The organism is Streptomyces sp. NPDC043878 (assembly GCF_056435735.1).
In genome coordinates this window covers 638,193-651,790 of record NZ_JBWKDW010000001.1, presented here as the reverse complement: position 1 = coordinate 651,790, position 13,598 = coordinate 638,193, and the positions used below count along the sequence as shown (strand labels likewise).

12 protein-coding genes are annotated in these 13,598 nt (G+C 72.2%); 7 read left to right on the top strand and 5 right to left on the bottom strand.

Annotated features, from left to right (window positions below):
* Nucleotides 1-2: 2 nt before the first annotated feature.
* Nucleotides 3-1,226 carry an arginine deiminase gene (locus AC07AZ_RS02745; protein ID WP_478843061.1) on the top strand — a complete coding sequence of 408 codons (1,224 nt, stop codon included), beginning with the start codon at nucleotides 3-5 and terminating at the stop codon, nucleotides 1,224-1,226.
* 131 nt (nucleotides 1,227-1,357) lie between these two features.
* Nucleotides 1,358-2,374, top strand: coding sequence for an ornithine carbamoyltransferase (argF, locus tag AC07AZ_RS02740; RefSeq protein ID WP_478843059.1), 1,017 nt, complete (start codon nucleotides 1,358-1,360; stop codon nucleotides 2,372-2,374).
* 9 nt (nucleotides 2,375-2,383) lie between these two features.
* Here the strand turns inward: argF and AC07AZ_RS02735 are convergent, their stop codons facing one another.
* Complete coding sequence (locus tag AC07AZ_RS02735) at nucleotides 2,384-2,836, bottom strand: ATP-binding protein (protein WP_478843057.1); 453 nt, start codon at nucleotides 2,834-2,836, stop codon at nucleotides 2,384-2,386.
* Between the two features lie 737 nt (nucleotides 2,837-3,573).
* Between AC07AZ_RS02735 and AC07AZ_RS02730 the strand changes: the two genes are divergently transcribed.
* Both AC07AZ_RS02730 and AC07AZ_RS02725 read left to right on the top strand, forming a co-directional pair.
* Nucleotides 3,574-4,401 (top strand): enoyl-CoA hydratase family protein, encoded by an 828-nt coding sequence (locus tag AC07AZ_RS02730; RefSeq protein WP_478843055.1) that lies wholly within the window; start codon nucleotides 3,574-3,576, stop codon nucleotides 4,399-4,401.
* A gap of 2 nt (nucleotides 4,402-4,403) precedes the next feature.
* Complete coding sequence (locus tag AC07AZ_RS02725; protein WP_478843053.1) at nucleotides 4,404-6,824, top strand: oxidoreductase; 2,421 nt, start codon at nucleotides 4,404-4,406, stop codon at nucleotides 6,822-6,824.
* Nucleotides 6,825-6,877: 53 nt separating this feature from the next.
* On the opposite strand, the gene AC07AZ_RS02720 is transcribed toward AC07AZ_RS02725, so the two are convergent.
* Together AC07AZ_RS02720 and AC07AZ_RS02715 are read right to left on the bottom strand one after the other, a co-directional pair.
* Complete coding sequence (locus tag AC07AZ_RS02720) at nucleotides 6,878-7,690, bottom strand: PaaX family transcriptional regulator (protein WP_478843051.1); 813 nt, start codon at nucleotides 7,688-7,690, stop codon at nucleotides 6,878-6,880.
* Nucleotides 7,687-9,297 carry an AMP-binding protein gene (locus AC07AZ_RS02715; protein ID WP_478843049.1) on the bottom strand — a complete coding sequence of 537 codons (1,611 nt, stop codon included), beginning with the start codon at nucleotides 9,295-9,297 and terminating at the stop codon, nucleotides 7,687-7,689. The genes AC07AZ_RS02720 and AC07AZ_RS02715 overlap by 4 nt, the downstream gene beginning before the upstream one ends.
* Nucleotides 9,298-9,431: 134 nt before the next feature.
* Here AC07AZ_RS02715 and AC07AZ_RS02710 point away from each other — a divergent pair, with 134 nt between their 5' ends.
* Together AC07AZ_RS02710 and AC07AZ_RS02705 are read left to right on the top strand one after the other, a co-directional pair.
* Nucleotides 9,432-10,601, top strand: coding sequence for an acyl-CoA dehydrogenase family protein (locus AC07AZ_RS02710; RefSeq protein ID WP_478843047.1), 1,170 nt, complete (start codon nucleotides 9,432-9,434; stop codon nucleotides 10,599-10,601).
* The gene (locus AC07AZ_RS02705; protein WP_478843045.1) at nucleotides 10,598-10,996 is read left to right on the top strand and encodes a RidA family protein; all 399 of its coding nucleotides are present in this window, start codon (nucleotides 10,598-10,600) and stop codon (nucleotides 10,994-10,996) included. Before AC07AZ_RS02710 ends, AC07AZ_RS02705 begins: the two co-directional genes overlap by 4 nt.
* Nucleotides 10,997-11,011: 15 nt before the next feature.
* On the opposite strand, the gene AC07AZ_RS02700 is transcribed toward AC07AZ_RS02705, so the two are convergent.
* Nucleotides 11,012-11,209 (bottom strand): DUF5999 family protein, encoded by a 198-nt coding sequence (locus tag AC07AZ_RS02700; protein WP_478843043.1) that lies wholly within the window; start codon nucleotides 11,207-11,209, stop codon nucleotides 11,012-11,014.
* A 242-nt stretch (nucleotides 11,210-11,451) separates the two neighbouring features.
* On the opposite strand from AC07AZ_RS02700, the gene AC07AZ_RS02695 reads away from it, so the two are divergent.
* Nucleotides 11,452-11,880 carry a DUF6299 family protein gene (locus AC07AZ_RS02695; RefSeq protein WP_478843421.1) on the top strand — a complete coding sequence of 143 codons (429 nt, stop codon included), beginning with the start codon at nucleotides 11,452-11,454 and terminating at the stop codon, nucleotides 11,878-11,880.
* A gap of 115 nt (nucleotides 11,881-11,995) precedes the next feature.
* Here the strand turns inward: AC07AZ_RS02695 and AC07AZ_RS02690 are convergent, their stop codons facing one another.
* Nucleotides 11,996-13,525: a helix-turn-helix domain-containing protein gene (locus AC07AZ_RS02690; RefSeq protein WP_478843041.1), complete on the bottom strand. Its 1,530-nt coding sequence runs from the start codon at nucleotides 13,523-13,525 to the stop codon at nucleotides 11,996-11,998.
* Between the last annotated feature and the right edge of the window lie 73 nt (nucleotides 13,526-13,598).

The window sequence follows — 13,598 nt, the reverse complement described above, 5'->3', positions numbered from 1 at the left end:
GCATGGGATTCCATGTCGACTCCGAGACCGGGCGGCTGCGCCGCGTCATCCTGCACCGGCCGGACCTGGAGCTCAAGAGGCTCACCCCCAGCAACAAGGACGCCCTGCTCTTCGACGACGTGCTGTGGGTACGCCGGGCGCGCGCCGAGCACGACGGGTTCGCCGACGTGCTGCGCGATCGCGGGGTCGCCGTCCACCTCTTCGGCGACCTGCTCGCCGAGGCCATGGAGGTCCCGGCGGCCCGTTCACTCGTCCTGGACCACGTCTTCGACGAGAAGGAGTACGGCCCGCTCGCCACCGACCACCTCCGGGCCGCGTTCGAGACCCTGCCCGCGGCGGAACTCGCCGAGGCCCTGGTCGGCGGGATGACCAAGCGCGAGTTCCTCGACGCGCACCCCGAGCCGACCTCCGTGCGCTTCCACGTCATGGACCTCGACGACTTCCTGCTCGGCCCGCTCCCCAACCACCTGTTCACCCGCGACACCTCCGCCTGGATATACGACGGCGTCTCGATCAACGCCATGCGATGGCCCGCCCGGCAGCGCGAGACCGTCCACTTCGAGGCGATCTACCGTCACCATCCCCTCTTCCGTGACGACGCGTTCAACGTGTGGTCGGAGGGGCAGGCCGCCTACCCCTCGACCATCGAGGGCGGCGACGTGCTCGTCATCGGCAGCGGCGCGGTCCTCATCGGCATGAGCGAGCGCACCACGCCCCAGGCCGTCGAGATGCTCGCGCACAAGCTCTTCGCCGCCGGGTCCGCGCGGACGATCGTGGCCCTCGACATGCCCAAGCGGCGCGCCTTCATGCACCTCGACACCGTGATGACCATGGTCGACGGCGACACCTTCACCCAGTACGCCGGGCTCGGCATGCTCCGCTCGTACACCATCGAACAGGGTGTCGCCGAGAAGGAGTTGAAGGTCACCGACCATCCGCCGGAGCACATGCACCGGGCGATCGCCGCCGCCCTCGGGCTGAACGAGATCCGGGTACTGACCGCGACCCAGGACGTGCACGCCGCCGAGCGTGAGCAGTGGGACGACGGCTGCAACGTCCTGGCCGTGGAACCGGGCGTCGTCGTCGCCTACGAACGCAACGCCACCACCAACACCCACCTGCGCAAGCAGGGCATCGAGGTGATCGAGATCCCGGGCAGCGAGCTGGGCCGGGGCAGGGGGGGACCGCGTTGCATGAGCTGTCCGGTGGAACGGGACGCGGTGTAGGCGTAGAGCCGTAGAGCCGCACGGCCCGTGTGGAGCCGTGGGGCGACGCCGCCCACTTGGAGGTGTATAGAAATTCTGAAGGTCGTATAGACTTCCAAGCGTCCTCGTCCCTGCACCTCTGGAGCGCCCCCATGGCGACTGTCCCGACCGCCCTCGCCGGCCGCCACTTCCTCAAGGAGCTGGACTTCACCGCGGACGAGTTCCGCGGGCTGATCGAGCTGGCCGCAGAGTTGAAGGCCGCCAAGAAGGCCGGGACCGAGACGCAGTACCTGCGGGGCAGGAACATCGCGCTGATCTTCGAGAAGACCTCCACCCGCACGCGCTGCGCGTTCGAGGTCGCCGCCGCCGACCAGGGCGCCTCGACGACCTACCTCGACCCCTCCGGCTCACAGATCGGGCACAAGGAGTCCGTGCGCGACACCGCGCGGGTCCTCGGCCGGATGTTCGACGCGATCGAGTACCGGGGGGACAGTCAGGCCGCCGTCGAGGAGCTCGCGGCCCATGCCGGGGTGCCCGTCTACAACGGCCTCACCGACGACTGGCACCCCACCCAGATGCTCGCCGACGTGCTCACGATGGCCGAGCACGCCGGCAAGGACATCCACCGGGAGGGCGTCACCCTCGCCTACCTCGGCGACGCCCGCTTCAACATGGGCAACTCGTACCTGATCACCGGCGCGCTGCTCGGCATGGACGTGCGCGTCGTCGGCCCCGAGGCCTACTGGCCGGCCGCCGGGATCGTCGCGAGGGCGCGCGAGCTGGCCGAGGACAGCGGGGCCGTCATCACCCTCACCGAGTCGGTGGCGGACGGGGTGCGTGGCGCCGACTTCGTCGCCACCGACGTCTGGGTGTCGATGGGGGAGCCCAAGACCGTCTGGGACGAGCGGATCAAGGCCCTCGGCCCGTACGCCGTGACCATGGACGTCCTGCGCGCCACCGGCAACCCGGACGTGAAGTTCCTGCACTGCCTGCCGGCCTTCCACGACCTCGGCACCAAGGTCGGCCGCGACATACACGAAACCCACGGCCTGGACTCACTGGAAGTGACGGACGAGGTCTTCGAGTCGGCTCACTCGGTCGTCTTCGACGAGGCGGAGAACCGGTTGCACACCATCAAGGCGATCCTCGTCGCGACCCTCGCCCGCTGACCGGCGGGTTCACGCCGGACGGCGCTGCGGCGGGACCACCGGAAGGCGGAACCACACCGCCTTGCCCGTGCCGGTGGGGCGGTGTCCGCAGGACGAGCTGAGGGCGCGGATCAGCAGCAGACCCCGGCCGTGTTCCTGCCAGGGGTCGGGCTCCCCGCCCGCCGGACGCGTGAGGTTGCCGGGTGGCGCCGGGTCCCCGTCGTGCACCTCCACCTGGCAGCCGGACGGCAGCAGCTCCACCACGAGCTCTATCGGCGTGTCGCCGTGGGTGTGCTCCACGGCGTTCGCGACCAGTTCCGCCGTGAGGAGTTCCGCGGTGTCGCAGTCGGAGCCGTGCTCCAGCTCGGCCAGCGCCGTCCGCACCAGAGCGCGCGCCACGGGCACGGCCGCAGCGGTGTGCGGCAGCGCGATGCGCCAGGAGGCGGAGGCGGAGGGGCGTTCGTGCAAGGCGGTTCCGTTCATGAGCAGGCTGTCCTGCTTTCAACCGTAAGAATGGTACGGCGCCGTCCGGCGGGGACGTCGGGGGCGCCGCGGGGACCTTCGGCCCCGTTGCAGGCGGCATACCCCGGTGAACGACCGGCCTCGCTCCGATGCTCCCGTCGTTACGGGTCCATCGACGAGCTGTGACGCGTGTGACCGAGCGCGATCACATCGAGACACCGCGCGCGGAGGGGATGTGGCCTCCGTCCGGGGATGCGGTGTGGGGCGCCGTCCATGTGGGCCGAGATGGTGTGGTCGCTGCCGCTACGTGCGACGGCGACGGCGACGGCGCCGGTGCCGGTGCCGGTGCCGGGATCGTGTGTACGCCGTTCTGTGTGCCGAGACCCGTGTGGTGGCTGCCTACGTGTGCCAAGACCATATGTGGCCGTTGCCCATGTGTGCCGACGCGGCGCCTGCCCTCGGTCCGCCGACGCGGCCACCGCATGTGGCCGCCGCCCATGTGTGCCGACACGCTGCGCGGTCGGGCCGACCATGTGCGCCACACCCGTACAAGCTCGTGGAAGCCACCGCGCTATCGCGCACTCGTGACGACAGTCACCGATGAGTGATAGCTTCGACGCGGAGTCCGGTGGTGGGCCCTCGGCCAGAACCCCAGAACCGACCGCACCCGGAACGCGACACAGCGCCACACAGCGCAGCGCAACGCACCGAGGCTCGGTGCGGCAGTGCCCGCCACTCGCACGAGGAGGCCGCACGTCATGAGTCCCTTCGCCGGTTCAGCCGCCCGCACCCCGCGCTGGCGCCACCTGCGCCTCGACCTCGCCGACGGTGTCGCCACGGTCACCCTCGCCCGCCCCGACAAGCTCAACGCCCTCACCTTCGGCGCCTACGCCGACCTCCGCGACCTGCTCGCCGAGCTGTCCCGGGAACGGGCCGCACGAGCCCTGGTGCTGGCCGGCGAGGGGCGCGGCTTCTGCTCCGGCGGTGACGTGGACGAGATCATCGGCGCCACCCTGTCCATGGACACCACCCAGCTCCTCGACTTCAACCGGATGACCGGGCAGGTCGTGCGGGCCCTACGGGAGTGTCCCTTCCCGGTGATCGCCGCCGTGCACGGGGTGGCGGCCGGCGCGGGCGCGGTCCTCGCCCTGGCCGCCGACTTCCGGGTGGCGGACCCCAGCGCGCGCTTCGTCTTCCTGTTCACCCGCGTCGGCCTGTCCGGAGGCGACATGGGCGCGGCCTACCTGCTGCCCCGGGTCGTCGGCCTGGGTCACGCCACCCGGCTCCTCATGCTGGGCGAGCCGGTCCGGGCTCCCGAGGCCGAGCGGATCGGCCTGATCAGTGAACTCACGGACGAGGGTCGCGCCGACGAACGCTCCCGGGAACTGGCCCGCCGCCTGGCCGAGGGCCCGGCCCTCGCGCACGCCCAGACCAAGGCGCTGCTCACCGCCGAACTGGACATGCCGCTCGCGGCCGCGGTCGAACTGGACGCCGCGACCCAGGCCCTGCTGATGAACGGGGAGGACTACGCCGAGTTCCACGCGGCGTTCACGGCGAAGCGACCGCCGAAGTGGCGGGGGAGGTAGCCGTGCGGAGCGCCGGCGCGGCCGGTGGCCGGGGCGGGCGGCCCCTGCGGGTGGCGGTCGTCGGCGGCGGCCCCGGCGGCCTGTACGCCGCCGCCCTCCTCAAACGCCTGGACCCGGCCCGCGAGATCACCGTCTGGGAGCGCAACGCACCCGACGACACCTTCGGGTTCGGTGTCGTGCTGTCCGACGAGACCCTCGGCGGCATCGAGCACGCCGACCCGGTGGTGTACGAGGCACTGCGCGCCGAGTTCGTGCGCTGGGACGACATCGACGTCGTGCACCGCGGTGTCCGCCACACCTCCGGCGGTCACGGCTTCGCCGCCCTCGGCCGGCAGCGGCTCCTCGAGATCCTGCACGAACGCTGCCGGTCCCTCGGCGTCGAGCTGCGCTTCCGCTCCGAGGCACCCCACCCGGTCCGGCTCGCCGAGACGTACGACCTCGTCGTCGCCGCCGACGGTGTGCACAGCGCCATCCGCGAGGCGTACGCCCATGTGTTCCGGCCCCATGTGGTCACCCACCGCTGCCGTTACATCTGGCTGGCCGCGGACTTCGCCTTCGACGCCTTCCGTTTCGAGATCGCCGAGACCGAGTACGGCGTGATGCAACTGCACGGCTACCCGTACGCCCGCCCCTCGACCGGCACCACTCCCACCCCTTCCTCCTCCCCGGGGCTGTCCGCACCGCCGCCTCGATCCGGCGCATCGACCGTGATCATCGAGATGCGGGAGGAGGTGTGGCGTGCCGCCGGTTTCGCGGCCCCGGAGGAACGGGCGTCCGGTGAGCCGGAGCCGGGGGCCTGGTCCGCCACCTCGCGGGAGTCCGTCGAGCGCTGCGCCAAGATATTCGAGGACGCGCTCGGCGGCCGGCCCCTGCGGACCCATCGGTCGGCCTGGACCACCTTCCGCACGGTGGCCAACGAACGCTGGTCGCACGGTAACGTCGTGCTGCTCGGCGACGCCGCCCACACCGCGCACTTCTCCATCGGCTCCGGCACCAAGCTCGCCGTCGAGGACGCCCTCGCCCTGGCCGCCTGTCTGGGGGAGCAGCCCTCCCTGGAAGCGGCCGCGGCCGCCTACGAGGCCGAGCGGCGCCCGGTCGTCACCTCCACCCAGCGCGCCGCCCGCGCCAGCCTGGAGTGGTTCGAGGACCTGGACACCTGCCTGGACCGGCCACCACGCCAGTTCGCCTTCGACCTGCTCACCCGCAGCCGCCGCGTCACCCACGACAACCTGCGGCTGCGCGACCGGCACTTCACCGAGGCCGTGGAGCGGGAGTTCGGCTGCCCGCCCGGTACGCCCCCGATGTTCACCCCGCTGCGCCTGCGCGGCCTGACCCTGCGCAACCGGGTCGTGGTCTCCCCGATGGACATGTACTCGGCCACGGACGGCGTCCCCGGCGACTTCCACCTCGTGCACCTGGGCGCCCGGGCCCTCGGCGGCGCCGGACTGGTGATGACCGAGATGGTGTGCGTGAGCGCGCGGGGCCGGATCACCCCCGGCTGCACCGGCCTCTACACCGCTGAGCAGGCAACGGCGTGGGAGCGGATCACCGGCTTCGTGCACGAGCGGGCGCCGGGCACCGCGATCGGCGTGCAGCTCGGCCACAGCGGGCGCAAGGGCTCCACCAGGCTGATGTGGGAGGGCATGGACGAGCCGCTCACGGAGGGCGGCTGGCCGCTCGTGGCCGCCTCCCCGATCCCGTACAAGCCGGGAAGCCCGGCCCCGCGCGAACTGTCCCATGCGCAACTCGCCGACATTCGCCAGCAGTTCACGACGGCTGCCGGACGGGCGGCGCGGGCCGGCTTCGATCTGCTCGAACTGCACTGCGCGCACGGCTACTTGCTCTCCGGCTTCCTCTCGCCACTGACCAACCGGCGCACCGACGCCTACGGGGGCCCGCTCGCCAACCGTCTCCGCTTCCCGCTGGAGGTCTTCGACGCCGTCCGGGAGGTCTGGCCGCGGGAGAGGCCCATGACGGTCCGGGTCTCCGCCACGGACTGGGCGGACGGGGGGACCAGCGCCGAGGACGCCGTCGGGATGGCCCGGGCCTTCGCCGCGCACGGCGCCGACGCGATCGACGTGTCCACCGGACAGGTCGTGGCCGGGGAGCGCCCCGAGTTCGGGCGGTCGTACCAGGCGCCCTTCGCGGACCGCATCCGCCGGGCCACCGGCACACCGGTGATCACGGTCGGCGCGATCTCCTCCTGGGACGACGTCAACTCGCTGGTTCTGGCAGGCCGCGCCGACCTCTGCGCGCTCGGCCGCCCCCACCTCTACGACCCGCAGTGGACGCTGCACGCGGCGGCCGAGCAGGGCTACGACGGGCCGGGCGTGGTCTGGCCGGTGCCGTACCGGGCGGGCAGCCGCCGCCCTCCGACCGGACGCACGGACGCGCCCAAACCCCGCCTCACGCTTGGCACTTGACGCCGTACGCCGGACACGTCACGACGGTCGTGGCCGCTTGGTGATCCCCGCGCTCAGCACTCCACGAACGCCGCTCCCGCGTCCCGCAACCGCTCGTGCAGCCCCCGGAACACGGCGGCCGAGCGGGCGCCCGGCCAGTCCCCGGGCAGGAGATGAGCGGGCAGACCCGGGTCGGTGTAGGGGAGATGGCGCCAGGAGTCCAGGGCGAGGAGGTAGTCGCGGTAGGCGTCCTCGGGCGGGGTGTCCTGCCGCTCCTGCCAGTCGCTCAGCACCCGCGCGTGACGGTCGAGGAACGCCTCGTGCTCCTTGGCGATCGCGGCCAGGTCCCACCAGCGGGCGACCGCCTCCGCGGTCGCCGCGAACCCGAGGTGCTCACCCCGGAAGAAGTCGACGTACGGGTCGAGTCGCAGCCGCTGGAGGGTGTGCCGGGTCTCCTCGTACAGCCGGGCCGGGGCGATCCACACGCCGGGCGCCGCCGTGCCGAAGCCGAGCCCCGCCAGGCGTGAGCGCAGTACGTGCCGTTTCTGCCGCTCGGACTCCGGCACGGAGAACACCGCGAGCACCCAGCCCTCGTCCCCGGGTGCCGCCGTGGCGTAGACGCGCCGGTCGCCGTCCTCCAGCAACTGGCGGGCGTCCGGCGACAGTTCGTAGCCGGCCGCGCCCTGCGCCGTACGGGCCGGCGTGAGCAGTCCGCGCCGTTTCAGCCGGGACACCGACGAACGGACGGACGGCGCGTCCACCCCGACCGCGGCCAGCAGTCGGATCAGCTCGGCGACGGGCACCGGGCCGGGCACGAAGCGGCCGTACGCGCCGTAGAGCGTGACGATGAGAGACCGTGGGGCATGCTGGTCGGACACGTTGATCATCTTAGTTCGTCGGCATCACTGCTGGTCACGTCGGTCCGCAACCTGAACCGCTGCAACTTGCCGGTCGCCGTGCGCGGCAGCGCGTCCAGGAACACGATCTCGCGGGGGCACTTGTAGGGCGCCAGCTCCGCCTGCACGAAGGCGCGCAGTGCCCCGGCGTCCCGGCGCGCGCCCTCCCGCAGCACCGCGAAGGCCACCACCACCTGACCGCGCGCCTCGTCGGGCCGGCCCACCACCGCCGCCTCGACCACGTCCGGGTGGCGCAGCAACGCGTCCTCGACCTCCGGGCCCGCGATGTTGTACCCGGCCGAGATGATCATGTCGTCGGCGCGGGCCACATAGCGGAAGTAGCCGTCGTCCTCCCGGACATAGGTGTCCCCGGTGATGTTCCAGCCGTCCCGGACGTAGGCGCGCTGCCGGGGATCGGCGAGATACCGGCAGCCGACGGGACCGCGTACGGCGAGCAGTCCGGGCTCGCCGTCGGGTACCGGCGCGCCGTTCGCGTCCTGCACCCGCGCCTCCCACCCGGGCACGGGAACCCCGGTCGTCCCGGGTCTGACGCGTTCGTCCGCGGCGGAGATGAAGATGTGCAGCAGTTCGGTGGCGCCGATGCCGTTGATGATGCGCAGCCCGGTCCGCTCGTGCCAGGCCCGCCAGGTGGCGGCGGGCAGGTTCTCGCCGGCGGACACACAGCGGCGCAGCGAGGAGGTGTCGTGGGCGCCCACCTGGTCGAGCATCGCGCGGTAGGCGGTCGGCGCGGTGAACAGCACGGAGACCCGGTGCTCCGCGATCGCGGGCAGCAGCCTGTCGGGACCGGCCTGTTCGAGGAGCAGGGCGCTGGCACCGGCCCGCAGCGGGAAGATCACGAGCCCGCCCAGGCCGAAGGTGAAGCCGAGCGGGGGACTGCCGGCGAAGACATCGTCCCCATGGGGCGCGAGCACATGGGCGGAGAAGGTGTCGGCGGTCGCGAGCACATCCCGGTGGAAGTGCATGCAGCCCTTCGGGCGGCCGGTCGTGCCGGAGGTGAAGGCGATCAGCGCCACGTCGTCGGACGCGGTGGCCACGGCGGGGTACGGCGTGCCGGGCGCCGGGCGGCGCAGCAGGTCGTCGGGGGCGTCACCGCCGTACGTCGTGATCCGCAGCCCCGGGATCTCGGCCTTGGCGAGGTCGTCGACGGCCCGGACGTCGCACAGCGCGTGCCGGACGCGGGCGATCTCGCACATCGTGCTCAGCTCGTGCGGGCGTTGCCGGGCCAGCACGGTGACGGCGACCGCGCCCACCTTGAGCACCGCCAGCCAGCAGGCCGCCAGCCAGGGAGTGGTGGGCCCGCGCAGCAGCACCCGGTTGCCGGGCACGACACCGAGGTCGCCGACGAGCAGGTGCGCCACCCGGTCGACCCGGGCGCGGAGTGTGCCGTACGTCCATGTGGGGCCGGAGGGGGTGTGGAACGCGGGGCGGTCGTCGGGCGGGCCGTGCAGCAGTTCGGCGGCGCAGTTCAGCCGGTCCGGGTAGTGCAGCTCCGGCAGGTCGAAGCGGAGTTCGGGCCACTGCTCCGGGGGCGGGAGGTGGTCGCGCGCGAAGGTGTCGACGTGGGCCGAGACGTTCATGGCGGTGCGCCCCCTTGCCTGGTGGCGTCATGGTGGGCTCGCGCAGGCAGCGTATCGCGTTGGTGACGGACGTCAACGGTACGCGATACCGTCGGGGGAGTGGCCGTACCGCCACCCCGGAGAGAGGACCGGCGATGCCCGCATTCTCGCTCGAACCGGAACAGACCGCCCGACGGGACCGGCTGCGCACGCTGGCCGCCGACCGGCTCCGCCCGCTCGCCGACAAGGGCGAACCGGGGCACGTCAACCGCCCGCTGGTCGTCGAGCTCGGCCGACTGGGCCTGCTGGAGCGGCTGTTCACCGCCGGCGCGGTCGATCTCTGCCTGATGCGCGAGTCCCTCGCGTACGCCTGCACCGAGGCCGAGACCGCCCTCGCCCTCCAGGGCCTCGGTGCCCATCCCGTGCACGCGCACGGTACCCCCGCGCAGCGCGCCCGCTGGCTGCCCCGGGTGACGGAGGGCACCGCGGTGGCCGCGTTCGCGCTGAGCGAGCCGGGCGCCGGCTCGGACGCGGCGGCGCTGGCCCTGCGGGCGGAGGCGGACGCACCGGAGTCGGCCACCTCCGTCGGCGCCGAGCCCGACGGCCCGGCCCGCTGGCGCCTCACCGGTGAGAAGTGCTGGATCTCCAACGCCCCCGAGGCCGACTTCTACACCGTCTTCGCCCGTACGACCCCCGGTGCCGGCGCCCGCGGTGTGACCGCCTTCCTCCTGCCCGCCGACCGCCCCGGCCTGAGCGGCCGGGCCCTCGACATGCTCTCCCCGCACCCCGTCGGCGCCCTCGACCTCGACGCCGTACCGGTGACGGCCGACGACGTCCTCGGTGAGGTCGACCGGGGCTTCCGGGTCGCCATGGGAACCCTCGACCTGTTCCGCCCCAGTGTCGGCGCCTTCGCGGTCGGCATGGCGCAGGCGGCGCTGGACGCGACCCTCACCCACACCGCCGGCCGGGACGCGTTCGGCGGCAAACTGAAGGACCAGCAGGCGGTGGCCCACCAGGTCGCCGAGATGGCGCTGCGCACGGAGGCGGCCCGGCTCATGGTGTACGCGGCGGCGACGGCGTACGACGACGGCGCCCCGGACGTCCCCCGCCGGGCCGCGATGGCGAAACTCCTGGCCACCGAGACCGCGCAGTACGTCGTGGACGCGGCCGTCCAACTGCACGGCGCCCGCGCCCTGCAACGCGGTCACCTCCTCGAACACCTCTACCGGGAGGTGCGCGCCCCACGCATCTACGAAGGGGCCAGCGAAATCCAACGCAGCATCATCGCGCGGCAGCTGTACGCGGAGCGGGAGGCGCGGGCGTGACCGCGGAGCGGGTGAACCCGCCGGAACTCGCGCCGCCCACCGGCTTCTCCCACGCTGTCGTCGCCACCGGCTCCCGCGTGGTGTTCCTGGCCGGCCAGACCGCCCTCGACGCGGCCGGCGAGGTGGCCGAGACCACGCTCCCCCTGCAGTTCGAGCGGGCGCTCGGCAATCTCCTCACGGCCCTGCGGGCGGCCGGAGGCACCCCCGCCGACCTCGCCCGGGTCACCGTCTACGCCACGGACGTCGCCGCCTACCGCGTCCACGCCCCTGAACTCGGCCGTATCTGGCGCCGGTTGGCGGGACGCGACTACCCGGCCATGGCGGTCGTCGGAGTCGTACGCCTGTGGGACGAGCGGGCGATGATCGAACTCGACGGCTTCGCGGTGCTGCTGTAGGGCCGCTCGCGCGGATCAGGCGGCGATCGTCAGCGATCGTTCGGCGGGCGCCCGGTGCGGCGCCACGATCCGGCCGTCGGGCAGCAGCTCGCCGGTGTCGTCGAAGACGATCGCCCCGTCGCACAGCAGGCTCCAGCCCTGCTCGGGGTGGGCGGCGACCACGTGTGGGGCGTTCGCGTCGGCTGCGGGGCACAAAGGCTGGTGGGCACACATGGCACACCTCCACGTCGGTGGGAGAACCCGTATGGGTCTCCATGAAGAGACCATGCGCCTCCGGCGACGTCGCCGGAACCGTCTGCCGCCAAGCGTGACAACACGCGGACATGACCTGGACGGTTCCACGACGGACGGTGCGGACTCGCCACCGAAGGAGTGACGATCACGCAGTTGGAGCCCCGGGCCGGGTACCAGTGGAAGCCCCCATTTCCGTCCCACCGGGAGATCCCCCCATGTCCATGGCCCTACGCCCCGCCCTCGGCACCACCGTCGCCGCGCTGCTCCTGCTCGCCGCCGCCCCCCTCACCCCGGCGGCCTCGGCCCCGGGCGAGACGGTGACGGTCGCCCCGACCGGGACCATCGCCCCGGACGGCACCGTGACCCTGTCCGGCACCTACCGCTGCACCACCGGCTCGGGCCCCGTGTTCGTCAGCTCCACCCTCTCCCAGAGCTCCCCGACCGTCCTGCACGGCATCGGCGGCACACGCGCGCTGTGCGACGGCGCCGAGCACGCCTGGACGAACACCGGCACGGCCTCCTCGGAGACGCTCAAGCCCGGCGCGGCCCACGTGGAGGCCACCCTGATGGAACTCAGCCCCCAGGGCGGCCTCCCCCTCCCCCTCTTCCACGCGACCCAGCAACAGGACATCACCCTGACCAACAGCTGACCCGGGCCGACCGGAGGCGCCGGACCACGGGGACGCACGTCCTGCCGGCGTCTCTGCCGTGGAGGAGTGCGGCGTCAGACCTCGACACCGGCGCTCCCTCCCCCGAGAACCGTCCTCAGATGTCCCGGAAGATCTCGATCTGCGCCCCGATCGAGTTCAGCCGTTCGGCCAGGTCCTCGTAACCCCGGTTGATCACGTACACGTTGCGCAGTACCGATGTGCCCTCGGCCGCCATCATGGCCAGCAGGACGACGACGGCGGGGCGCAGGGCCGGCGGGCACATCATCTCGGCGGCGCGCCAGCGGGTGGGGCCCTCGACCAGGACGCGGTGCGGGTCGAGGAGCTGGAGCCGGCCGCCGAGGCGGTTGAGGTCCGTGAGGTAGATAGCGCGGTTGTCGTACACCCAGTCGTGGATGAGGGTCTTGCCCTGCGCGGCAGCCGCGATGGCGGCGAAGAACGGGACGTTGTCGATGTTCAGGCCCGGGAAGGGCATCGGGTGGATCTTGTCGATCGGCGCCTCCAGCTTGGAGGGCCGGACGGTGAGGTCGACCAGGCGGGTACGGCCGTTGTCGGCCCAGTACTCGGGCGTACGGTCGTGATCGAGCCCCATCTCCTCCAGCACCGCGAGCTCGATCTCCAGGAACTCGATCGGCACCCGGCGCACGGTCAGTTCCGACTCGGTGACCACGGCGGCGGCCAAAAGGCTCATCGCCTCGACCGGGTCCTCGGAGGGGCTGTAGTCCACGTCGACGTCGATGGTCGGCACGCCGTGCACGGTGAGCGTGGTGGTGCCGATGCCCTCGACCTCGACACCGAGGGCCTCCAGGAAGAAACAGAGGTCCTGGACCATGTAGTTGGAGGACGCGTTGCGGATGACCGTGACGCCGTTGTGCCGGGCGGCCGCGAGCAGCGCGTTCTCGGTGACCGTGTCGCCGCGCTCGGTCAGCACGATGGGGCGGTCGGGGGCGACGGACTGGTCCACCCGCGCGTGGTAGAGGCCCTCGGTCGCGGCGATGTCGAGGCCGAACCGGCGCAGCGCGATCATGTGCGGCTCGATGGTCCGGGTGCCGAGGTCGCAGCCGCCCGCGTAGGGGAGCGTGAAGTGGTCAAGGCGGTGCAGCAGCGGGCCGAGGAACATGATGATCGAGCGCGTACGGCGGGCCGCGTCGGCGTCGATCGCGGTCAGTTCCAGCTCGGCCGGCGGCACGATCTCCAGGTCGACCCCGTCGTTGATCCAGCGGGTGCGTACGCCGATGGAGCCGAGTACCTCCAGAAGGCGGTACACCTCCTCGATGCGGGCGACCCGGCGCAGCACTGTGCGCCCCCGGTTGAGCAGGGAGGCGCACAGCAGTGCCACGCACGCGTTCTTGCTGGTCTTCACGTCGATGGCGCCGGACAGCCGACGGCCGCCGACCACCCGCAGATGCATCGGTCCCGCGTAGCCCAGGGAGACGATCTCGCTGTCCAGCGCTTCACCGATTCGAGCGATCATCTCAAGGCTGATGTTTTGATTGCCGCGCTCGATGCGGTTGACGGCACTCTGACTGGTGCCGAGCGCCTCGGCGAGTTGTGACTGTGTCCAGCCGCGATGCTGCCGGGCGTCACGGATGAGCTTGCCGATGCGTACGAGGTAGTCGTCTGCCATGGGACTGAGGTTATCTCAGATATGAGATGGCGCCTCTCGGGAGGTCCGTTCGGGCGACGAGGCTGACGTGTCC

Excerpts from the sequence above, each read along its gene's own strand:
- AC07AZ_RS02745 (WP_478843061.1), top strand. The coding sequence starts at position 3 with ATGGGATTCCATGTCGACTCCGAGACCGGGCGGCTGCGCCGCGTCATC.
- argF (WP_478843059.1), top strand. The coding sequence starts at position 1,358 with ATGGCGACTGTCCCGACCGCCCTCGCCGGCCGCCACTTCCTCAAGGAG.
- AC07AZ_RS02735 (WP_478843057.1), bottom strand. The coding sequence starts at position 2,836 with ATGAACGGAACCGCCTTGCACGAACGCCCCTCCGCCTCCGCCTCCTGG.
- AC07AZ_RS02730 (WP_478843055.1), top strand. The coding sequence starts at position 3,574 with ATGAGTCCCTTCGCCGGTTCAGCCGCCCGCACCCCGCGCTGGCGCCAC.
- AC07AZ_RS02720 (WP_478843051.1), bottom strand. The coding sequence starts at position 7,690 with ATGATCAACGTGTCCGACCAGCATGCCCCACGGTCTCTCATCGTCACG.
- AC07AZ_RS02715 (WP_478843049.1), bottom strand. The coding sequence starts at position 9,297 with ATGAACGTCTCGGCCCACGTCGACACCTTCGCGCGCGACCACCTCCCG.
- AC07AZ_RS02710 (WP_478843047.1), top strand. The coding sequence starts at position 9,432 with ATGCCCGCATTCTCGCTCGAACCGGAACAGACCGCCCGACGGGACCGG.
- AC07AZ_RS02700 (WP_478843043.1), bottom strand. The coding sequence starts at position 11,209 with ATGTGTGCCCACCAGCCTTTGTGCCCCGCAGCCGACGCGAACGCCCCA.
- AC07AZ_RS02695 (WP_478843421.1), top strand. The coding sequence starts at position 11,452 with ATGGCCCTACGCCCCGCCCTCGGCACCACCGTCGCCGCGCTGCTCCTG.
- AC07AZ_RS02690 (WP_478843041.1), bottom strand. The coding sequence starts at position 13,525 with ATGGCAGACGACTACCTCGTACGCATCGGCAAGCTCATCCGTGACGCC.